Source organism: Paenibacillus sp. MT86 (assembly GCF_058792535.1).
Window position 1 is genome coordinate 5,177,021 of sequence record NZ_CM179499.1, and the last position, 21,537, is coordinate 5,198,557.

Sequence of the window (21,537 nt, forward strand, 5' to 3'; positions counted from 1 at the left end):
GCGGCAACGTCAGGAGGATTGTTCCACTCCCCATTTTTCGGCCCACTTCTCCATCTCCTTCAAAGAAGCCAGGAAGTCCATCCCCTTCTCGGTCAATGAATACTCCACGGAGACCGGAACGGTAGGGAATACCTCGCGTCTCACGATACCGCTGCTTTCCAAATGGCGCAGGACATCCGTCAAGGATTGCGTCTTGATGATGGCTGCATCCCGGTGAAGCTGATTAAACCGTTTCGGTCCTTGGGCTAATTGCGCGATGACAAGGAACGCCCATTTGGCTCCAAGAATTTGCAGCACTGAGCAGATATGATTGAACCCTGGCTTTTCCTGAAAGTCTTCTTTAACCGGCTCCATTGCCTCACCCCATCACTAACTAATCGTAAGTTAGTCAAAATGACTGGATAATATCCAAATACTTTGCCTTCTTACATCATATATGCGCGCTGCTTATAATACAAACACAAAGAAATTTCATGCTTTACTATCCGAAACGGCATGTGCTAGCCATGATCCGATTGAGGATATCGATCTCCCAACGGAAAGGATAATGGATATGAATCGATATACGATATATTTATTGGCGCTCGGGGTTTTTCTTACCGCTACTTCGGAACTGGTCGTCTCGGGTATTCTGTACGCGATTGCTGACGATCTTCATATTTCCTTGGCTTTTGCCGGCCAGCTGATTACCGCCTATTCGCTTGCTTTTGCGATCGGAACACCATTTCTGGTCTCGCTTACCGCTCGAATCAATCGAAAAAAGGTGCTGCTCGGCTCGCTTCTGCTATTCATTGCCGGCAGTCTTGTTTCTTTTTTCAGCACCGGGGTATGGATGTTCATGGCTTCCCGTGTCATTCTGGGCGTAAGCTCAGGCGTCTATCTCGTTGCCGCAATGGGTACCGCAGCCAAAATGGTGCCACCGGCAACGTTAGGCCGTGCGATCGGCACCATCGTGCTGGGTTTCAGCAGCGCCATGGTGCTGGGCGTTCCGATCGGCATATGGATCACGAATCTGCTGAACTGGCAGTCCATTTTCCTGCTGCTGGCTCTGCTCAGTCTGTTGGTCGCCTTTGTCCTTATCAGGCTCCTGCCGGATGTTCAAGGGGATGCCCCCGTTCCCTTCCGCCAGCAATTCAAAGTGCTGGGAAGTCTCGTGATCGTCAGCGCCCTGCTGCTTACGTTCTTCCGGGAATCGGGCAACTCGGTACTGTTCACGTATGTGACGGCGTTTATCCAGGATATTTTTCACATCGCGCCATCCGGCATCAGCATCATTATGCTCGGCTTTGGCCTATTGGGAGCCATCGGCTCCAGGCTCGGCGGTTATGGCGTCGACCGTTTTGGGGCGGCCAAGGTGATTGTCCTCAGCACGCTCGTTCATATTGCGGTATTTGCGCTGCTTCCGCTGCTCGCCGGTCAATCGGTCATTGGACTTTCGCTGATGGGAGTCATGGTGATGTCCATGTTTGCGGCGGGCCCGGCTGTCCAGAGCTATTTTATCCAGCGGGCACCGGGTTCTTCCAATCTGGTTCTCAGCATAAACACCTCCATTGTCCATCTGGGGTTAGCCGCAGGAGCGGGTGCAGGAGGCTTCATGGTCAATACGTCATCCACGCTTCAATACCATCCATGGCTCGGGGGATTCGTGCTCGCGCTTGGCTTGGCGGCAGGACTGGTCAGCTTCTCGGCCGGACGGAAGTCGCCGGTTTCCATTCCGAAATCGGCCTGACCTCGCCTGCTCCACCCTATGAGCGTTTAGCGCAAGCCGCCCTGTCAACGAGCGGCTTGCATCCTGCTGATTCTTAAAAATGGGCTCACGGATGTTTGCCCATGGGCATAACGTATGTTATGGGTCAACGCCTACTACATGATGAAGGGCAGGAGTCACAGTGGCAGTCTCTTATATGGATTTCACCTCACCGTCCGTTCGGTATACTTACGATATGAGCAATAACCCGTTTTTCAAAAAAGATAGCCAAAATTACATTAATTCTCTATCCGTAAAAGAATTGAACACGCTCGGCAACGCTTCCCTGCTGGATATATATCTCAGTACCGGAAACGTAGTGGAGCCGCATATCCATCAAAATGCATCGGAGCTGGTATATGTCGTTTCCGGCTCGGCCATCGTCTCCCTTGTCAATCCGTTTACGAAAGAACTGCTGAACTTCACGGTAACGCCCGGTCAAGTTGCGCTCGTGCCCCAAGGCTGGTGGCATTATGAAATGGCGACGGTCGACAATACGCATCTGATCGCGGTCTTTGACGCGCCGGTGCCTGAATTCATTGGAGGTTCGGATCTCTTGAGATTGACGCCGGCCAGCGTGTTCGCTCATACCTACTGCCTGGATGAAGCCAAAGTCAAAGAGACCTTGGCGCCGATCACCGACACGGTTGTCATCGGGCCGCCAAAAAACTGCCCGCAGCAAGGGCAAGTGCAAGGACAGATGAAACATCAGCCTCACGCATCTCATCTTAATCAGCACTATTATCATCAAGGAGCCCCTGGCCATCGAGATTATGAGCTTCTTCAGCAGCAGCAGCAGCAACAGCAGTTCCAGCAACAGCAGCAGTTGTTCCAGCAGCATTTCAATGCGCAGGATCAAACGCAGCATGGAACGTATGCTGCTGAACCGCAGCGAATCCCAACTCAAGCACAAGAGCAGTTCCGTTCGCAACAGCAATTACATGAACAACAGCGTCAGCAGTTCATCCAACAACAGCAGCAGTTGCCATTCCTGCAGCGCCAGCTAATTGGAAACGGCTGGGATAAATTCTGATTAACCCTTCGGTGATGGAGGGTCATCCATTGAAATAAGCAGCATCATGATTCGTCATGATGCTGCTTATTTCTTTTTAATATGGAATTATAATATTTTAGGAAGACCGGATGCTCCGGTTATTCTCAGCTTCCGGCTGGGATACGGCATGATTGCGGAAGCCGCGATACAAGAGGAGTGTTGCAGAGGGGAAGCTGCATACACGACCTATTCCGTCCTGGATGCCTGAACGCCGGATTTATGCGGTTCGACACCGCAAAAGCTGATCAGTCCGGCACTGCGCATGTTCTGGAGAACCTTTTGGACAATTTTGCATGACAGCTGCCCGATTAGATTCAAGACAGGTTTCCGATTTGATCCGGCTGTATTTCGTATTCTCCGAAAAACGGTTAGAATAGTAAGATACGGCATCTTTTCGAATGCCAATGTAAATCGAAGGAGGATCCATATTCATGAGCGTTGATTATAAAGCGTATTTCGCTGAACACCGCGAAACCCATCTGAATGAATTGAAGGAATGGTTGTCCATTCCGAGCATTTCCGCCTTGTCCGAGCACAAAGGCGATGTCGCAAAGGCTGCCGAGTGGCTCGCAGGAAAGCTGACCGAAGCCGGACTTGAGCATGTGGAGGTTCACCAGACGGCCGGGCACCCGATTATTACGGCAGACTACCTGCATGCCGAAGGCAAGCCGACCGTGCTCGTCTACGGCCACTATGACGTTCAGCCCGTAGATCCGCTTCATCTATGGGAGACGCCGCCGTTCGAGCCGGCTGTCCGCAACGGCAAATTGTACGCGCGCGGAGCAACGGACGACAAAGGCCAGCTCTTCCTGCATGTCAAAGCCGTCGAAGCCATTTTGAAGCAAGAGAAGGAGCTTCCGGTCAACATCAAATTCTGCATTGAAGGCGAAGAAGAGGTATCCAGCCCCAACCTGCCGCTCTACCTTGACAACAACAAGGACAAGCTGGCGGCAGATGCCATCGTGATCTCGGATACATCCCTGCTCGCGCCTGGCAAACCGGCCATTTCCACGGGTCTTCGCGGGCTGTGCTCGCTGGAATTGTCCCTGGAAACAGCCAACACCGATCTTCATTCCGGTACATACGGCGGCGGCGTGCCGAACGCCCTGCACGCAATGGTGTCCTTGCTCTCCTCGCTCCATGACGAGCAGGGCCGCGTCGCGGTTGATGGCTTTTATGACGGCGTACTCGAACTGTCGCCCGAAATGCGCGAGGAATTTGCCAAGCAGGAGTTCGACGAGGATAAACTGAAGCGGGACCTCGGCCTTGATTCCTTGTACGGCGAAGAGGGCTTCTCCTTCGTTGAACGCGTGGGAGCGCGGCCGACCCTTGAGCTGAACGGCGTATACGGCGGGTTCCAGGGAGAAGGCAGCAAAACGGTCATTCCGAAGGAAGCCCATGCGAAAATCACCTGCCGCTTGGTCGCCGATCAGGATCCGCAGGCTGTACTTGACGCGATCGAGAAGCATCTGCATGCGCACACCCCGGTCGGAGCCAAGATCACCTTCCAGCCGAAGGAAAAGGCATTCGCCTTCAATATCGATCCGTCCCATCCGATGCTGCAAAAAGCCGCAGACGCCTTCGAGAACGTGTACGGCACGCGTGCACTGTTCACGAAAGACGGAGGATCGATTCCGATCGTGGAGAAGCTGTCCAGCACGCTGAACGCCCCTGCCGTCATGATGGGCTTCGGCTTGCCGGACGAGAATCTGCATGCGCCGAACGAGCATTTTAATTTGGAGAATTTCGATAAGGGCTTGCTGACGATCGTAGAATATTTGAAGCTGGTATAACGGTGACGCCGACAGTCCGAAAGTAACATAGTAACATCCTAAATAAGAACGCGTATGGCGGGATAAATTGAATCCCTTCCAATACGCGTTCTTTTGTTTTAGTGAGAGTCCCTTGCCATTCTTAAGCCGGCCATTGGCGTGAGAGCAACTTGCCATTCTTAAGCCTCGCGGGAGCCTCGATTTACCGACGAAAAGCGGCCATGGACGTGTCTGCACGACTAAACACCTGCAGGTCCCCAATCAGACGGTGCCATATTAAATGGTTGCTGGTCCTATGTATGCGGTGGTTTCCCTACCAACAGACAGCCCTTCACCACAACATGCGGTTCCACACCAACAGGCAGTTTTTTCAACACACTTGTGGTTTCCATTCTAAACAGGTAGCTTCTTCCCATCACATGCGGTTCCCACGCCAAACAAGCGCCGTTATCCCCATACCCATCGGACTACAGATCCGTTATTTACCACAAATCAGGCCATTCTATAAGTGTAACGGATACCAATTCCGTTATTTAACCCTTTCGCCGCTAAAAAACGGACTTTTTATGCAATTAACGGACCTCATGTCCGCAAGTATCAAAGTTTAGCTCTTATCAGAGCAAATAACGTATCCTGTGTCCGCTAAAGCCCGAAGTATACAATATGGTAGACAGCCTTTACATGTCACGGACCACGTACCGTGCGAACAGGGTGCAGGTTGCCTGAAGACTATGACGATATGGGCGAATACATTCGAGAGATCACTAAAGGCGGCACGGATATCGTGATCGACTGCGTCGGCATGGACGGGAAGAAGTCGACGATGGAAGCCATCGGCCAAAAGCTGAAGCTCCAAGGCGGAACGTTGAGCGCGATTGATATCGCCATCCAGGCCGTGCGCAAATTCGGCACCGTCCAGCTGACCGGCGTATACGGTTCGCTGTACAATATGTTCCCGCTCGGCCATATATTTGAACGGAACATTACCCTTACCATGGGGCAGGCTCCCGTTATTCATTACATGCCGGAGCTGTTCAAGAAGATCACCGCCGGCGAATTTGATCCGACGGAGATTGTCTCCCACCGGCTTCCCCTGGAACAGGCAAGCGATGCCTATCGAATATTCAGCGATCACGAGGACGAATGCACCAAGGTCGTTCTGAAGCCGTAGCGTAATTCCACAGAAAAAAGATAAACCAAGCATTCCCTGTCACATCCTTTATCTTGGATAGGAGATGCTTGGTTTTTTGTGTCCCGGTTCATGGAATTTAGGTTGTGAGCCTAAAAGTTCGCCGGGTGCGAGTTAAGCGCTTCGACATAACTTCGCACGTCTAAGGGGTGCGTAGTCAACGGCAACCACATTTACCGGGGAGGCTGTCTATTCACTCGTTTTTCTGGGATTCACCCGGATGATCGTCCCGCACGGATCCGATATCCAGTAGCCCCGCGAGTTCTCGTAGACCTCCACCTCATCCCTGCGGTCCACCCGGTGCTCTCTCAAATATCGGGCAGCCTCCTCCGGAACCTCCGTGTTGACCTCGAGCCAAACATCCTGCTGCGAATAGTTGAGCATGCAATCCAGCCATAAGGTATTCGGGCCGTGCTGAAAAGCATGCGACCCGTCCCTGAAGCCCAAATATGGCAGCCTTAAAACCTCTTTGTAAAAATGCACGGTCTCCTCATACTTGTGCTTCGGAATTTTAATGGCAATATTATTTCCGCCGATAAACTGAATGTCCGCTGATGTCATGAGTGCAAACCTCCATTGTGGTTTTTTGCCATTTTATCATGCAGCAGCTGGGTTAAATTCTTCTGGATTGCTGTTATTCGCGGCGATTTGCCATAACCTCGGCTTTCGTTATATACCAATTGGGCACATGCGTCCGGAATCCATCATACCAATTCAGCACGGTTTGAGCCTGGTTCATCATAATCTCCACTTCCTGCTCTCCGAACGGGATGGCCCAATGAATGGAGGAAATCTGATTGCTCGCGATATAAAGCGCCATTAATCTGAAAAATGAATCCGGCACCTCTCGTCCTTGGAAATATCCGTGAATACGACCCGAAGCGAACCACGGGCTAACCGCGGCATCCCACGTAATCCGGTTAAACTCCTCCCAAGGATCACCGTGGTCCGCCCGGTTGAAATCAATGATGCCGAGTTCCCCTTCAGGCGTAACCACCATGTTGCCGACATGATAATCCCCATGTTGAAAAGCAACGGGACGCTCTTCTAGCAAATACCGGTGCGCCTCCATAAAACGGATGAAGTTCTCAGCGCCTGCAAGCCGGATGCCGCAGCTCTCATAATTGTTTATGTACCTATCCATTTTTGAATTATAATATGACGCCCACGTATCCAATCCGCTGTCGGCCGGAATGCCATGCATCCTGTTCAAATATGCGCCTGCCTGAACGCCAAGCCGGTACTGCTCCTCTGAATCCAGCAAAGGAATCGCCTCCCTTGCATCTTCTCCCGGAACCCAGGTGAACAGGGAATACACTTGCCGGGCACCATGACAGACTCCAAAATCAATCGGGCGAGACGTTCGCATTTCGATGGGATCCAGCTTTTTAACCGTTTCAAACTCCCATTTCTTCCTCTCGAACTGAGAGATATCGGATAGCCGGAGGAGCCGCTCCTTGCCTTGCATATCCTGAATATAATATTTACGATCTGCCGACCAGCCCTTGTCAACCGCTTGAATGACAATCCATCCGTCAGCCCCCGGGATATCACGAATCGCTTCCTGCATGCCCTGCACCTCCTGTATCCAAATTCTTCACGATCCTTGAGCCTCATTCATTATAAATGAAGAAGGAAACTTAGACCATTCAGATGACAATATCAGCCTCCTTTCGGGTCACCCGTGTTGACCTCAAGCCAGACATCCTGCTGCGAAATAGTTGAGCATACAATCCCATTTTTTTTTATTTTGGCCTATAATCACTGACCGTAACTGTCAGGAATGATGTAATATACTCGATTTGCAGCACACATCCTAAACCAAAGCGAGGGTTAACACATGAACATGAGCAAAGCGGATTTTACGACAGAATGGTTAAAAGAGGCTCAAATAACGGAACAAGTCATGAACGCTTTAACCGACGATTCGCTTAAAACCGCCATGACGGAGCAGCATCGCACGCTCGGTCAGCTGGCGTGGCATTTGGTCATGTCGATTCAATACATGACCATGCTCGGTTTGCAATTTGAGGGCCCGTCCCGCGAGCAGAAAATTCCCGATTCGGCTGCCGAAATTACCGACAGCTACCGCCGGATCCGGCATGCCCTTCTGGATGCGGTTCAGTCGCAGTGGAGCGAGGAGGATCTTCGCGCTACCCGTGAATTCGACGGAGAGCCTTGGACCAATGCGGCATTCCTGCATTTTACCCTGGTTCATCAAGCGCATCACCGCGGACAAATGACGGTGCTGATGAGACAAGCCGGCCTGCGGATTCCCGAGCTCTACGGTCCGACCTACGATTCCTGGATCGACAAGGGCATGGACCCGCTCGTATAAAAAAGATACAATCTACTTAAAAGTAAACGGTTGGGATCGTCCCTAAGGAAGGAGCACGTTTTGATGTCCAAAGCGGATAATATGCTGTCGATCCTGTGGATGCTTCGCTCGGGCAAAAAGATGACCGCGCAGCAAATCGCCGATGAGCTGGAAATCCATGTTCGAACGGTGTACCGCTGCATCGATTCGTTATGCGCCAGCGGCGCGCCCATCATCGCCGATTCCGGGCCGAACGGCGGCTTTCGGATTCTCGGACCGTTCGCCGAGTCCCCGCTGATGTTTGATGCGGAAGAGCAGAAGGCTTTGGTGCATGCCTCGATTTTTGCCAAAGAAACCGGCTATCCGTTCACGGACGCGCTGGAGCGGGCGATCGGCAAGCTGAAGCTTTATACGAACGAGGAGCAGCTTCATCAGATCGAACGGCACAGCAGCGGCATCGCGGTTTTGCAGCCTCCTGTCCATGACGGGCTTCGCCCGCTGCTGCAGACGCTGGAGAATGCCGCGGCACAGGGACAAACCCTGAAGATGACGTATTCGAAGGGCCGGGAAGGCGCCGGAACCGTCCGAGACTTCGATCCCTACGGCATTATCCATTGGAAAGGCCAATGGTATGCTGCGGGCTACTGCCGTCTGCGCCAAGAGATTCGCAATTTTCGCGTGGACCGGATCCTCGGTCTGGAGACGACAGACCTGGTCTTTGAGCGGCCCGTTGATTTTTCTGCCAAGGATGTCTTGCTTGGCAGTCTTCTCCCGGATCCACGCAGCACGGAACCCCTGGTCGATGTTGTCATCCAAGCCCACGAGCATGTTCTGAATGAATTGAGCCAGCATTGGTTGTTTGGGCATACCCTCGTATCGCGTCATGATGGCGAGGCTCGTTTCGGGCTGGACACGTCTTCGCTGACGTCCTATGTGCCCTACTTCCTTCTCCCCTACGGCAAAGCTTTAACCATTCTGGAGCCAGCTTCGCTCGTCCTGAAACTGTCCGAGATCACGACAAGCCTAGCACTCCATTACGAACACATGTTAATCGGCATGACCAAAAAGGAAGGATGATACCCATGGAGAAATTTGCAATGTACGGGAAATTGATCGCCCATCCCGGCAAACGGGATGAACTTGCGGAGATCCTGCTTGAAGCAGCCGCGATGCTTCGCGATAACGAAGACTGTGAGCTTTATATCGTCAACGTCTCGGACAGCGATCCGAATGCCGTATGGGTCACGGAATTGTGGAGCAGCCAAGACGCGCATGCCGCTTCCTTGCAGGGAGCGGATACGTCCGAGCTGCTGCAGCGCGGGCGGGCGCTGATTGCCGGCGCAGAGCCGCTCAGGCTTAAGCCGCTTGGAGGCAAAGGGTTTTAGGCAATTCAATTCCGGTTAGGAATAAAAGAGGCCGTTCCCGAATCGAAATTCAGGAGCAGCCTCTTTTTTGCTATATATTGTTACGATATTCCGAGGGGCTGTAGCCTACCTCTTTCCGAAAGGTTTTCGAGAAATAGTTCGCCGATTCAAAGCCGGTGGCATCCGCAATTTCCTTGATGCTTAGAGACGTCGTCCTCAGCATGAGTTTGGCCTGCTCCATCCGTTTGAGGCTTAAATATTTTTGCGGCGTGATTCCGAAATGCCGTTTGAAATACTTAATAAAATAATTCGGGTGCAAATGCAGCGTTCCCGCCATCTGCTCCAGCGTAATTTCCTCATGCAGATGATTTTTGATGTACTGCTGCACTTTGTGGAGCCTGCCCATATCCTCCATTTTGTCCGCATGAATCTGCGGCTGCTGGTGTTCGAACACGCGGGAGAGAATGTCCAGCATCACGGACTTTTCCCTCAATCGCGCGGCGAGGGTATCGGAACGATGCGCATCGACGAGCTGCTGGAATAATGCCGGCATCTCCGCGTTTCCCGACAAATCGTAGCAATGGGGCACGTTCAGCCAGGAAAACACATCGGAATCGCCCACGGTCGCCGAGAAGTGAGACCAGTATTTAAGATAGGGACGGCCGCTGATGACAGAGTAGGATTGCCGCGTCCGTGCCGGCATCAGAACCAATTGACCCGGTACGGGATACAGCTCCTCATCGCCGATCTTCACCCACCCTTCCCCATCCAGGATAAAATAGAGCTTGTTGTACGACACGGTGTAGTCGAATTCCTTCCATTCCGGCCAGCACTGCGTTCTTTCGGCCTCCCAGATCTGAACCTGCATGTTCAGGAGCATCTGCTGAATGGCTTCATGTTCATTTCGTTCATTCTTCATCTTCAATTATCCTCTAAAGTTATTATAATACCCGTCGGAGTTAAGTAATTATCTATTCATACTAACACATTCTTGTTAAAATCAAACTCGACAATTCCAAGAATCGGAGGTTTGAATCCATGACAACGACTACCACTCCAACCAATCAAGTCATCCATGATCGAAACCAGCGCGTGCAATGGTTCCAGAACGACCGTTTCGGCATGTTCATTCACTGGGGGCTTTACTCCATCCCGGCCCGAGGCGAATGGCTCCGAAGCACGGAACAGATGAGCATCGAGGACTATCAGGCCTATTTCGATGAATTTGATCCCGTTGACTATAATCCTCGGGAGTGGGCCAAAGCGGCCAAGAAAGCAGGCATGAAATATGCGGTGCTGACGGCCAAGCATCATGACGGATTCTGTTTGTTCGACAGCAAGCTGACGGAATATAAGTCAACGAATACCAAAGCCGGCCGGGATCTCGTGCAGGAATTTCTGGAAGCTTTCCGTGAAGAAGGCCTTAAAGTCGGCCTCTATTTCTCGCTGATCGACTGGTATCATGAGGACTACCCGGCTTATGGAGACCGGATTCACCCGATGCGGGCGAACGAAGCCTTCAAGCGCGATCCGAAAAACTTCGACCGATACCTGGATTACATGCATGGGCAGGTGCGTGAGCTGCTCACAGGCTATGGCAAACTCGATATCATGTGGTTTGACTTCTCTTATGATAACATGCGCGGCGAGGTGTGGCGCGCCACCGAGCTGATGAAAATGATCCGCGAGCTTCAGCCGCACATTCTTATCGACAATCGGCTGGAGGGAAGCGGCGAGAGCGGCGGCAGCATCTATACCACCGATCCGTCCGTATACAGCGGCGACTTCGCGTCGCCGGAACAGATCATTCCGCCGCACGGGGTTGTGGACCAGACAGGTGCCCCGATTCCATGGGAAGCCTGTATCACGCTGAACAACAACTGGGGTTATGCCGCAGCTGACCGCAATTACAAATCGGCAACCACCATCATCCGCAAGCTGGTGGAATGCGTCAGCAAGAACGGCAACATGCTGTTGAACGTCGGTCCTGACGCGAAAGGTTCCATTCCGAAGGAGAGCCTCGACGTGCTGGAGGAGATCGGCGACTGGATGAGCAAGAACGGAGACAGCATCTATGGCTGCGCGGCTGCCGATTATCCGAAACCGGAGTGGGGTCGTTATACCCAAAAAGGCAATACACTGTATGCCCACGTCTTTGAGGAGTCCATCGGACCGATCAATCTCATCGGCATGGCCGACAAGGTGAAGAAGGCCCGGCTGCTCGCGGACGGATACGAATTGTTCCTCAGCCGCCCATGGAGCGCCGCCGAATTCGTCGAGGACGCATTCGTGAACTTCGCGCGTCCCGAACACTTTACCTATCCGCTCCCCGACAAACGCAATACCGTCATTGAACTGGAGCTTTATGACGAATCGGATCGTTCGTAACGATAAGATCGCTTATACATGAACTAATCCCTATAAGAGCCTGACTCGATGTTTCGTTACATCGCGTCAGGCTTTTTTATGTCCGGACGCCTCGTCCTCCCAAGATCATCATGCCGTTTTCAAAACGCAAAAAAATCGTATTGCACAATAACTGTTTATGCAATATACTAATTATCAATTAAACTGTTTATATAATACACAATTATTTAAAGGAGATGTTCGGTTCATGATTACCTATGCTGTTGAAATTCGTCAGCTTCGCAAAAGCTTTGGGCACCAGACCGTTCTGGACGGGATCGACCTGAGCGTGCCGCAAGGAAACGTATTTGCTCTTCTCGGTCCTAATGGGGCCGGCAAAACAACCTTGATTCACATCCTGTCCACGTTGGTGACGCCCGATGCCGGGAGCGTGAGGATCAACGGGTTCGATCTCCGCGATCACAAGCAGGAGGTTCAGCAGTCCATCAGTCTGACCGGCCAGTTCGCGGCCGTTGACGAAGTGCTGACCGCCGAAGAAAACCTCAGGATGATATGCAGGCTGTCGGGTCTATCCGCGGCGGAAGCCGGGCGGAGAACCGCCGAGCTGTTGGAGCACTTCGATCTGGCGGCCGCGGCGGCCAAGCGCGTGAAGACGTATTCCGGCGGGATGAAGAGACGGCTTGATCTGGCGATCAGCCTTGTCGTACCGCGGCCCGTGTTGTTCCTCGATGAACCGACCACAGGACTTGATACGCGCAGCCGCCGTGCGCTGTGGGATATCATCCTTCAATTGAAAAGTCAAGGCATCACCATCCTGCTGACCACGCAGTATTTGGAGGAAGCCGACCAGCTCGCGGACCGGATTGCGGTTCTGGATGGGGGACGAATCGTGGCTGAAGGTAGTCCGGCCGAGCTGAAGACCCGGGTCGGTGGTGAAATGCTGGAGCTTCGCGACGCACGTGACGAAGTGATCCACAGGATTCCGACAAGCGGCAGCATCGGCGACGTCGCACATACGCTTCAGGAGTTCATACGCTTGCTCCCGAATGAGACGCGCGTAAGTCTTCACAGACCCAATATGGATGATGTATTCCTGTCGCTTACCGACAAGAAAATGGAGGGAATTGTATGATAAGAGCAACGGCAACGGCTACGAAAACAAAAACAACGTCCTTAGCAGTTACCCAGTCTGTCTTTATCGGCCGCAGCCTGCGTCACAGCATCCGCAACGCGGAGGCGATGATAACGGCAATGGTGCTGCCGATCATGCTGATGCTGCTGTTCACCTATGTATTTGGCGGTGCCCTCGATCCCAGCGGACAGTATGTTAACTACGTGGTTCCGGGGATCATCCTGCTATGCGCCGGCTTCGGATCGTCCAGCACGGCCGTCGACGTCTCCCAGGATATGACCAATGGCATCATTGACCGCTTCCGCACGATGCCCATTCAAAGCTTGAGTGTCATCACGGGGCATGTGGTCGCCAGCCTTGCCCGGAACATGCTTGCGACAGGCGTTGTTATCGCAGTGGCTCTGCTCGTTGGATTCAGGCCATCAGCAGGGCTTATGGATTGGATACTCGCCATCGGCTTGATCGCGCTCTTCATCTTTGCCTTCACCTGGCTCTACGCCGCTATCGGTCTCGTTGCAGGCAGTCCGGCAGCGGCCAGCAGTTATGGATTCATCCTGCTCTTTCTCCCTTACCTCTCCAGTGCTTTCGTTCCCACCGAGACGATGCCGGCTTGGCTGCAAGGGATCGCAAGCAACCAGCCGATTACGCCGGTCATCGAATCCATTCGCGGATTACTGACGGGAGGCTCCATCCAGGATCAGATCGGCTGGGCGATCGGATGGTGCCTGTTCATCCTGATCGGCTCGATGGTATGGAGCATGTGGACGTTTAAGAGGAAAGCCGGACGACGCTAAATACGGGTGGCTGCTTTACTAAGGGCGCGCGAAGGATACTCCATCCGCTTCCAAAAGGCTGCCGTGTCCTTCCTATCTCATAGTCGGTCATTCCACCAGTACCCCCGTAACTAACGTTAATGAAAGTCCGGCCGGAACGATACCAACCAACCGGGCGCTGAACAAGTCGGGCTTGGGCCGACTCAATCAGCAAAAAAAAACGATCCTCATGAGAGGATCGTTTTTTTTGCTCGGCTGTTGCTGCACTTTTTGGATCGACCAAGCCCCGTAACTTGGCCGACATCATGGCTTGTCCGAGGGTTCCTGTTGTTTCTTGGCTTGAAAATATTGCTCGATGCCATCCAAAATGCGTTCTAACCCGAAATCAATGTCATTGCCTATCGGATTCACTTCCTCGCTGTCTTCCGTATAGACCCCCGACATCACAACCGGGTACAGGAACGGAAACCGATCCGGCTTCATAAGCTGTTTCAGCGCTTCCGTATAATCGAGTCCACTGAACTGTTCCGGGGTGGAGCCTGCCTGTATGGCGCGGTCCATATCCCGCTGCATCATGCCGCTCGTTCTGGCATAATTGCTTAACAAGAGAATCAAGGACATCCGCTCATAATCATTCAGCGGAAGATCCTTCATGAACCGCAGACCCCAATCGATAAATCGCAGATTGTTCGGCGTAATGGGAATACCCGTAATCGGAATGTCTCCGAACCAGGGGTGATCCCGGAATACCTGCATCGTCGATTTGACGTAGACCCGCATATTCTCGCGCCAGTCAGCAGAATCTTCCGCCGGAATGGGAATATCGCACGCGGCGTTCTGCATCAGCACCAAAAGGTCGTCCTTGCTGGATATGTACCGGTACAGCGACATGGCGGTAAAACCCAAAGTGGACGCAATTCGATTCATGGAGACAGCTGAAAGCCCTTCTTTATCGGCAATGTCGATGGCCGTATCTACAATCTGGGAAAGGCTCATCTCCCGTTTCGGTCCCCGCTGCGGCGGCTTAACCAATCCCCAGCTGAGAGCCGCCCCTCTGGGCAGCTTGGATCCAATATCCGGATCTATCGTCTCATCGTTAGACATGATCATGTTTCCTTTCTGCATCCTTGCATCTGATATTAAATAATTGTTTATATTATAAACAGTATAACACATCTCATCATCCATAGGTAAAGAGGGCGAATCAGGGTCTTAGCAGAGAGCTGCCGGCGTGCCGCCGCCCCCCTCGGAAGCAAAGCTGATCTGAACGCTCATCTTCTCCTGCGAGCCATAAGTGGTGATCCAGCCGTGATCCATGATCCTATCCAGTCCCAACACATCTTGATAAAAAGCATAACAAATCCTTCCAACAAAAAAAGCTGTTGAGATTGAACTCAACAGCTGATTCGTTAGCTCCCTGATGCAGTTGACCTAATGATGATTTCATTCACATCGACTTCCGGCGGCTGCTCGATGGCATACACAATCGCTTGCGCAATCGATATCGCCGGGATCGATATTCTTCGATACTCCTTCATGACTTGTCTGGCCGTATCATCGGAAATGCTGTCGGCCAGCTCCGACTCCGTCACGCCCGGCGATATTTGCGTAACCCGGATACCTTTGCTCCCGACCTCCTGTCGCAGCCCCTCCGAGATTGCGCGAACCGCATGCTTGGTGGCACAATAAACGGCCGCGGTAGGCGATACCTCATACGCACCGATGGAAGCGATATTGATAAATTGACCTAAGCCCTGCTTCTGCATCAACGGCAGCCCTGCCGCAATGCCATGCAGGACGCCGCGGACGTTCACGTCGATCATCCGGTTCCATTCGTCCACCTTCAAGGCTTCCAAGGGCGATAGAGGCATGACGCCTGCATTGTTGAGGATGACATCCACCCGCCCGAATCGGCTCACCGCCAAGTCGATGAAGGATTCCATCTGATCGAGATGAACGACATTCAGCGATTGGTAAACGGCTGAGCCGCCTTCCCCGTTCAATGCGGCAGCCAGCGTCTCCAGCCTGTCCGTTCTTCTCGCCCCGAGCACCACATGTGCGCCATGCTGAGCAAGCAGCCGGGCCGCCGCTTCGCCGATCCCGCTGCTCGCGCCTGTAATGGCCACGACTTTTCCTTTTACGCTAGACATGCAACAACGCTCCTCCCGTTCCTGTTCTGTATTTCGAAATCCATTCCGCATTTTTGCCATGACATAACTTAGATTTCCCGATACAATACCATTCCGGCATGATAGAGAACGCCGTCCCGAAAATCGCCGTCGGCCGTGAACCCGGTATCATCCACATATTCGATGTGATCGCCTTCCATGAAATAGCGGCCTTGATAGGCGCTTTGCCGCGGTCCTCTTGCTTCATCATAACGCCCGTTCGGGAGGAGCTCGTGGCGGATATATCCGTCCTTCGTAACCCACATGCCTGCATAGGGATGCTTCGCCCCATTCGCATCAAGAGCTGGATTCATTCCATTCCCTCCTCTTCGCTCTTATCTAATCCTCTTGAGTTTCATTTATAGCTGTCTGCCTTTAACCATTGAGGATAGTTCTATTATGCGTTCACACCGCATTCATCCGGTAGCCGAATCCACCATGATTCTTGCCTATTCCTGCATGATTGATTAAGATTGAACCATATACCATCGGAGGAGGATACCGACCCTGAATGTTCAACCATGAAGGAAGCCATCCGCACAACGAACTTGCAGGATACATTGAAAAATACACGGGCATGGACGGTACATATAGTACGTCGATACCCGCTCTGCATTTTATACGGGCATCCAGCGAGACGGAATTGGTCCACACGATTCATGAACCCGCGCTATGCATCGTGGTCCAAGGCCGAAAATTAATCATGCTGGCACAAGAATGCTATGTTTACGACCCGTCCAGCTATCTTGTCGTCTCGCTGCAGCTGCCCATATCCGGCCAAGTAATCCAGGCGGCACCCGAGCGGCCTTATCTGTGCCTTCGGCTGGACTTTGACAAGCATCAGATTTTCGAGCTAATCAAACCCGGCCAAGAGACCCCTCCCAAGAAATCCGACTCCCAAAAAGCCCTGTTTGTCAGCCCGATGAATCAAGCGCTGCTGGATGCCGTCGTCCGTCTGGTGCGCCTTCTGGATACGCCGGAGGATATTCCCGTCCTGGCCCCCCTGTTCACGAAGGAAATTCTTTATCGAATCCTTCAAGCCGACCAAGGGCAATCCCTGAAGCAGTTTGCCGTCAGCGGCAGTCATGCGCAGCGCATCGCGGCGGCTGCCCAGTTGATCGAGCGTGATTATAATCAGCCCTTGCACATCGCCAAGCTGTCCGCAGCCGTCAATATGAGCCCTTCTTCGCTTCATCATCACTTCAAGGAAATCACCGCCATGAGCCCGCTTCAATATCAAAAGCAAATCCGATTGCAAGAGGCCAGGCGGCTCCTTCTCTCGGAAACCTTCGCGGCCGCCGACGCCGGATTTCAGGTCGGTTATGAGAGCCCCACCCAGTTCAACAGGGAATATGCCCGCATGTTCGGATTGCCTCCGATCCGGGATATCAAACGTCTTCGCGACTCATTGGACTTCGGCACGCACGAAACGTAAACCCGATCGGATACGAACAGCAAAACGGAAGGGATTCGTCAGTCAAACATAAAAAAACGGCATTTCTGCCGTTTTTTTATGTCGGGCACCAAGCGGCCCTGCCTTTTATTCGCATGCTATCCTTTCGTTCCGCCCTGCAGCCCGAAGCCCTTGGACATGAACTGCTGGGATAGAATATACATGATGATCGCCGGGATGGCGTACAGCACCGAGAAGGCCGCGAGGCTGCCGTAGTCGACCATGCCGTACTGCCCGAAGAACTGGTACAGCTTCAGGGATGCCGGGAACTTCTCGGGCGATTGCAGCAAGATATACGGAACGAAGAAATTGCCCCAGCTGCCCGAGAACGTAAAGATTGACACCGTGCATATCCCCGGAACCATCAGCGGCGCCACCACCTTGCGGATCCCCGTAAACACCGAGGCCCCGTCCACCCATGCGGCTTCCTCCAGATCGCTCGGCACGGAATCCATGAAATTCTTCATCATCCATATCCCGTACGGCATGGACGACGCTACATAGAACAAGATGACGCCAAAAATGTTGTCATACAGCTTTAACCCCAGGAACAGCTGGTAGACAGGGACCATAACGGCCGTAATCGGCAGCGAGGTCATGAACAGAATGGTGAGCATGAAGGGCTTCTTATATTTCATCTGATAACGGGATAACGGGTAAGCCGCTAGCAGCGCCAGCAGGACAACCAATACGGCTTGGCCAAGCGACATCACCAGGCCGATCAGATAAGCGCGCTGGTTCTCGCTGCTGGTAATCACCTCTACGTAATTGGCGCCGGTAATCTTGCTGGGCACTTTCAGGGATTGCATTGCATTCGGATCGACGGAAGCCACAAGCACCCAGAGCAGCGGCAGCACGAAGCAAATGCCGATCCCCGCAAGAATCGCATACGGCAGAATTCGATAGACTAATTTACGTTGTTTGGCATTCATATGATTTCACCCCTGGTTACTCTTTCATCGACCTGATATACAGGAGGCTTAACACAATCCCGATCAACAGCAGCAGCAGCGAAATAGCGGTTCCATAGCCTAATTGATAGTTCACAAACGCCTGATTGTACATAAAGATCGGCAGGGTCGTCGTGGAGTTGCCCGGACCGCCTCCGGTCATCGCATAGATGAGCCCGAACACCCCGAGCGTCTGCAAAGTAACCAGCATCATGTTCGTGGTAATGGTGCTTTTGATGTAAGGGATGATGATGCGCGTGAAGATTTTCCACTTGGAGGCTCCATCCACTACCGCCGCTTCCTCGATTTCGTTCGGCACGTCATCCAGCGCGGCTTGAAATACCAGCATCGAGAAGGCCGTGCCGTGCCAAATATTCGCAAGAATGATCGTCAGCATCGGTACGGTAAACAGCCAGGTCACTTCCGAAAATCCGAAAAATGTGATAATCGCATTCAGCGTGCCTTCATCCCCGAAGAAGCTGTACAGACAAAGGGCGCACACGATCTCGGGCGTTACCCAGCCCGCAAGCACAATCGTTCCAATCACGCGCCGAAAGGTCTTGTTCCTCTGCTTCATCAGCAGCGCAATCAGAAATCCCAGCACCTGCTGCCCGATCACCGCCGAACCGATAAGAAAAACCAGCGTGTTCCAAATACTGATCCGAACCGTGGGATCCTGGAACATCCGAGTATAGTTGTCGAGGCCGATAAATTTGAGCTCCCTCGCCGCTTCCCCGGTCAAGGCCAGATTGGTGAAGGAATAGAAGAACGTTAACAGGATGGGATATATAAAAAACACGAGCATAATCGCGATTGAAGGCAGCAAAAAAAAGAGCCAGGTATACGTTTTTCTTCGTTTCGGGTAAACGTCCACGGACAGACTGCTCATGTGTGGTTCTCCTTCCATACGGATGATCTGAAAAACCGCTTGCCCAAGTCTCCGCGATGACGGGAGCGCTTGAGCAAGCCGGTTTTGCTTATAGCAGGTTATTTCTCCACGATATGATCCGCACCAACGATGCGGGTAACATCCTGCGCGTATTTATTCATGGCATCCGCAGGCGATGTTCCGGTTGCTACGGATTCCACCATCGTCTGGATCTGCGTCGACACTTCCGGATACTTCTCCTGAGCCGGTCTAAACTCTGCGTTCTGCAGGTATTCGGTCGCGATTTCGTTAAACGGCATTTTCGTATATTCCGGATCCTTGGCAACATCGGCACGCACCGTAATATTGCCGGAGGACATGACGAGCTTCTGGGTATTTTCCTTGCCCAGCGCATACTTGATAAATTCCCATGCCTCGTCTTTGTTCTTGGAATTGCTTGGAATCGACAGCGCCCAGCCTCCGGCCAGCGTAATCGAGCCGGGCTCCTGTCCTTGGCTGGTCGGCATCGGCGCAAAGCCGAGCACGTCTTTGTATTCTGGCCATGGCGCCGCGCCTGTTTCCATGTAGTTGCCTGTGATCCAGGAGCCGTCCAGCGAAATCGCCAGCTTGCCCTGCGGCAGGTATTCGCGGGAAGCCGTGTTGCCTGCCTGGCCGTTCAATACTTTGGAGAGCGGCGGTCCCAGCTTCTCTTTGTTGACCGTTTCCACAAAAGTCAGCGCGTCCAGAATGCCCTGGCTTTTCGTAATCCATTTGCCGCTGGCATCGTCATACAGCCTTTCGCCCGTTCCGTAGAGCAGCATCTCGTAGGTTTGCATGGAGGTAGCTTCGCCTGTAGCCTTGCCCATGTTCATCCAGATCGGTACAACGTCGGGCGCCTTCTCCTTGATCGTTCGCGCAGCGTTTAAGACCTCCTCCCAATTCTTAGGCTGCCAATCCTCCGGAAGACCCGCTTGTTTGAAAATATCCTTGTTATACCAAAGGCCCCTGGAATCCGTGTTATACGGCACGCCGTATACCTTGCCATCGCTGGCAGTGACGCCCTTCTTCATCGCTTCGATGAAGGAGCCGTTGCCCCAGTCTTCCCATCCCGCCAATTTATCGTCGAGCGGCTCCAGATAGCCGGCGCTGGCATCCGAGTTCAAGATGAAGGTATCTTCCGTCACGATATCGGGCGCCGTATCTTTGGATTTCAGCGCCAGGGCCACCTTGGCAAAATAATCGCCTTCCGATGCCTGAATCGGTGTCGGCTTAATCTCTACGCTTTTGTCAGGGTAACTGGCCGACACTTCCTTAAGCCATTTATAGAACGCTCCGTTCTCGCCGATCCCGTCATCCCGAAACGTAACGGTAATGATTTTCTTGGCCGTCTCTCCGTCCTTTCCCGGCTCCGGATCGCCGGTATCGGCCGGCGTTCCCTTGCCACCGGTACAACCGAACAACAAAGAAACGCTTAATAAAGCCGTCGTTACTAGCCAAATCCCCCTCTTGCCTGACTTCATACGGATCCCTCCTTTTGGCTGAACACATTGAATATATGATCCAAATTTTGGATACGCTTACGAAAGCGTATATTCAACTCTATTTAGTAAATAGCGTAGATATGCTCATTACCATATATAGTAAAAACAAGTATACAGATCCCTCTATATCTTCATTCCTTCAATTTTAGGTCTTTACTTTTGCCGAAAACGCTAATATATTTGTATGTACAAACAATTATTAAGTGGATATACATGGAATCAAATGTCAGAATCACAGCTAAAACTGGAGGTAACCTGCCCATGAGTGATCGCTTGATTTTTTTGCTGGCTCTATTTTCAGTGACTGGCTCAGGCCTCATAGCCGGCCTGTTCTTCGCCTTCTCATCCTTCATGATGACCGCTTTATCGCGGATTCCGAACGAACAGGGAATTAACGCCATGCAGTCCATCAATGCAACGATACTCAACCCCACGTTCGGTGCACTGTTTACAGGTACCGCCCTAACCAGTATCGTTCTTGCGGTCCTATCCGTCCTCCGCTGGGGAGAACCGGGATCCGTCTACTTGCTGACGGCCGGTCTGCTGTATCTGACGGGATTCATCGTAACGATGGCCTTCAATGTCCCGCTCAATGACGCGCTGGCTGCCGTTGATCCTGCGAGCAGCGCAGGAAGCGAGGTCTGGAATGCCTACCTAAGTAAATGGACGGCCTGGAACCATGTCCGGACGGTCACCTCCATAGGGGCCATGATCCTGTTTGTTTTTGCCTTACGGCATATCCCTTAAGACTGGATAAACCTGAAAACTAGATTTAAGAGCCGCCGTTCAAACTTTCTAACACATAACCCATACCAACTCTACCGATCCTTCATTAGATATAC

21 protein-coding genes and 2 pseudogenes are annotated in these 21,537 nt (G+C 52.4%); 12 read left to right on the forward strand and 11 right to left on the reverse strand.

Translation table 11 applies throughout. From position 1 onward, the window contains the following. Positions 1-9: 9 nt before the first annotated feature. The gene (locus tag AC3RCL_RS23295) at positions 10-354 is read right to left on the reverse strand and encodes a winged helix-turn-helix transcriptional regulator (RefSeq protein WP_096776122.1); all 345 of its coding nucleotides are present in this window, start codon (positions 352-354) and stop codon (positions 10-12) included. 199 nt (positions 355-553) lie between these two features. On the opposite strand from AC3RCL_RS23295, the gene AC3RCL_RS23300 reads away from it, so the two are divergent. From AC3RCL_RS23300 to AC3RCL_RS23315, 4 genes and pseudogenes are all read left to right on the forward strand, one after another. Then, complete coding sequence (locus tag AC3RCL_RS23300) at positions 554-1,729, forward strand: MFS transporter (RefSeq protein ID WP_492532259.1); 1,176 nt, start codon at positions 554-556, stop codon at positions 1,727-1,729. A 160-nt stretch (positions 1,730-1,889) separates the two neighbouring features. Continuing rightward, on the forward strand, positions 1,890-2,780 hold the full coding sequence (locus AC3RCL_RS23305) for a cupin domain-containing protein (RefSeq protein WP_492532261.1): 891 nt from the start codon (positions 1,890-1,892) through the stop codon (positions 2,778-2,780). Positions 2,781-3,232: 452 nt separating this feature from the next. Then, positions 3,233-4,594, forward strand: a complete 1,362-nt coding sequence (locus tag AC3RCL_RS23310; protein WP_096776125.1) for a dipeptidase — start codon at positions 3,233-3,235, stop codon at positions 4,592-4,594. 703 nt (positions 4,595-5,297) lie between these two features. Then, a pseudogene (locus AC3RCL_RS23315) lies at positions 5,298-5,744 on the forward strand (MDR/zinc-dependent alcohol dehydrogenase-like family protein); the annotation flags it as partial. A 207-nt stretch (positions 5,745-5,951) separates the two neighbouring features. Here the strand turns inward: AC3RCL_RS23315 and AC3RCL_RS23320 are convergent. Together AC3RCL_RS23320 and AC3RCL_RS23325 are read right to left on the reverse strand one after the other, a co-directional pair. Beyond that, entirely contained in the window at positions 5,952-6,323 is a 372-nt protein-coding gene (locus tag AC3RCL_RS23320; RefSeq protein WP_492532264.1) for a hypothetical protein, read from the reverse strand. A 73-nt stretch (positions 6,324-6,396) separates the two neighbouring features. Next, the gene (locus tag AC3RCL_RS23325; RefSeq protein WP_492532266.1) at positions 6,397-7,332 is read right to left on the reverse strand and encodes an aminoglycoside phosphotransferase family protein; all 936 of its coding nucleotides are present in this window, start codon (positions 7,330-7,332) and stop codon (positions 6,397-6,399) included. Positions 7,333-7,602: 270 nt separating this feature from the next. Here AC3RCL_RS23325 and AC3RCL_RS23330 point away from each other — a divergent pair, with 270 nt between their 5' ends. The 3 genes from AC3RCL_RS23330 (at position 7,603) to AC3RCL_RS23340 (ending at position 9,464) form a co-directional block, all read left to right on the forward strand. After that, on the forward strand, positions 7,603-8,100 hold the full coding sequence (locus AC3RCL_RS23330; protein WP_036660103.1) for a DinB family protein: 498 nt from the start codon (positions 7,603-7,605) through the stop codon (positions 8,098-8,100). A 63-nt stretch (positions 8,101-8,163) separates the two neighbouring features. Continuing rightward, positions 8,164-9,156, forward strand: a complete 993-nt coding sequence (locus tag AC3RCL_RS23335) for a helix-turn-helix transcriptional regulator (RefSeq protein ID WP_492532268.1) — start codon at positions 8,164-8,166, stop codon at positions 9,154-9,156. A gap of 5 nt (positions 9,157-9,161) precedes the next feature. Further along, a complete protein-coding gene (locus AC3RCL_RS23340) occupies positions 9,162-9,464 on the forward strand; it encodes a putative quinol monooxygenase (protein ID WP_009591286.1) in 303 nt (100 codons plus the stop codon). Positions 9,465-9,534: 70 nt separating this feature from the next. Here the strand turns inward: AC3RCL_RS23340 and AC3RCL_RS23345 are convergent, their stop codons facing one another. Continuing rightward, complete coding sequence (locus AC3RCL_RS23345; protein ID WP_015736793.1) at positions 9,535-10,362, reverse strand: AraC family transcriptional regulator; 828 nt, start codon at positions 10,360-10,362, stop codon at positions 9,535-9,537. Positions 10,363-10,481: 119 nt separating this feature from the next. Between AC3RCL_RS23345 and AC3RCL_RS23350 the strand changes: the two genes are divergently transcribed. The 3 genes from AC3RCL_RS23350 to AC3RCL_RS23360 all read left to right on the forward strand — a co-directional run bounded on the left by AC3RCL_RS23350 (position 10,482) and on the right by AC3RCL_RS23360 (position 13,736). Continuing rightward, positions 10,482-11,831, forward strand: a complete 1,350-nt coding sequence (locus AC3RCL_RS23350; protein ID WP_009591280.1) for an alpha-L-fucosidase — start codon at positions 10,482-10,484, stop codon at positions 11,829-11,831. Between the two features lie 226 nt (positions 11,832-12,057). Further along, on the forward strand, positions 12,058-12,942 hold the full coding sequence (locus AC3RCL_RS23355; protein WP_213579437.1) for an ATP-binding cassette domain-containing protein: 885 nt from the start codon (positions 12,058-12,060) through the stop codon (positions 12,940-12,942). Next, positions 12,939-13,736: an ABC transporter permease gene (locus tag AC3RCL_RS23360; protein ID WP_096776130.1), complete on the forward strand. Its 798-nt coding sequence runs from the start codon at positions 12,939-12,941 to the stop codon at positions 13,734-13,736. Before AC3RCL_RS23355 ends, AC3RCL_RS23360 begins: the two co-directional genes overlap by 4 nt. A 282-nt stretch (positions 13,737-14,018) precedes the next feature. Here AC3RCL_RS23360 and AC3RCL_RS23365 read toward each other — a convergent pair whose 3' ends face one another. The 4 genes and pseudogenes from AC3RCL_RS23365 to AC3RCL_RS23380 all read right to left on the reverse strand — a co-directional run bounded on the left by AC3RCL_RS23365 (position 14,019) and on the right by AC3RCL_RS23380 (position 16,197). Further along, positions 14,019-14,819: a TetR/AcrR family transcriptional regulator gene (locus AC3RCL_RS23365; RefSeq protein ID WP_096776681.1), complete on the reverse strand. Its 801-nt coding sequence runs from the start codon at positions 14,817-14,819 to the stop codon at positions 14,019-14,021. Between the two features lie 123 nt (positions 14,820-14,942). Next, positions 14,943-15,116 (reverse strand): annotated as a pseudogene (locus AC3RCL_RS23370) (VOC family protein); the annotation flags it as partial. An 8-nt stretch (positions 15,117-15,124) separates the two neighbouring features. Further along, a complete protein-coding gene (locus tag AC3RCL_RS23375) occupies positions 15,125-15,865 on the reverse strand; it encodes an SDR family oxidoreductase (RefSeq protein WP_492532273.1) in 741 nt (246 codons plus the stop codon). A gap of 68 nt (positions 15,866-15,933) precedes the next feature. Next, positions 15,934-16,197: an Atu4866 domain-containing protein gene (locus AC3RCL_RS23380; RefSeq protein WP_096776132.1), complete on the reverse strand. Its 264-nt coding sequence runs from the start codon at positions 16,195-16,197 to the stop codon at positions 15,934-15,936. Positions 16,198-16,394: 197 nt separating this feature from the next. On the opposite strand from AC3RCL_RS23380, the gene AC3RCL_RS23385 reads away from it, so the two are divergent. Then, the gene (locus tag AC3RCL_RS23385; protein WP_277746660.1) at positions 16,395-17,318 is read left to right on the forward strand and encodes an AraC family transcriptional regulator; all 924 of its coding nucleotides are present in this window, start codon (positions 16,395-16,397) and stop codon (positions 17,316-17,318) included. Positions 17,319-17,434: 116 nt separating this feature from the next. Here the strand turns inward: AC3RCL_RS23385 and AC3RCL_RS23390 are convergent, their stop codons facing one another. From AC3RCL_RS23390 to AC3RCL_RS23400, 3 genes are all read right to left on the reverse strand, one after another. Continuing rightward, complete coding sequence (locus AC3RCL_RS23390; protein WP_492532276.1) at positions 17,435-18,268, reverse strand: carbohydrate ABC transporter permease; 834 nt, start codon at positions 18,266-18,268, stop codon at positions 17,435-17,437. Between the two features lie 16 nt (positions 18,269-18,284). After that, on the reverse strand, positions 18,285-19,175 hold the full coding sequence (locus tag AC3RCL_RS23395; RefSeq protein WP_009591023.1) for a carbohydrate ABC transporter permease: 891 nt from the start codon (positions 19,173-19,175) through the stop codon (positions 18,285-18,287). A gap of 98 nt (positions 19,176-19,273) precedes the next feature. Continuing rightward, positions 19,274-20,674: an ABC transporter substrate-binding protein gene (locus AC3RCL_RS23400; RefSeq protein ID WP_213579440.1), complete on the reverse strand. Its 1,401-nt coding sequence runs from the start codon at positions 20,672-20,674 to the stop codon at positions 19,274-19,276. A 282-nt stretch (positions 20,675-20,956) separates the two neighbouring features. Here AC3RCL_RS23400 and AC3RCL_RS23405 point away from each other — a divergent pair, with 282 nt between their 5' ends. After that, positions 20,957-21,442, forward strand: a complete 486-nt coding sequence (locus tag AC3RCL_RS23405; protein WP_492532279.1) for an anthrone oxygenase family protein — start codon at positions 20,957-20,959, stop codon at positions 21,440-21,442. The last annotated feature ends 95 nt before the right edge of the window (positions 21,443-21,537 follow it).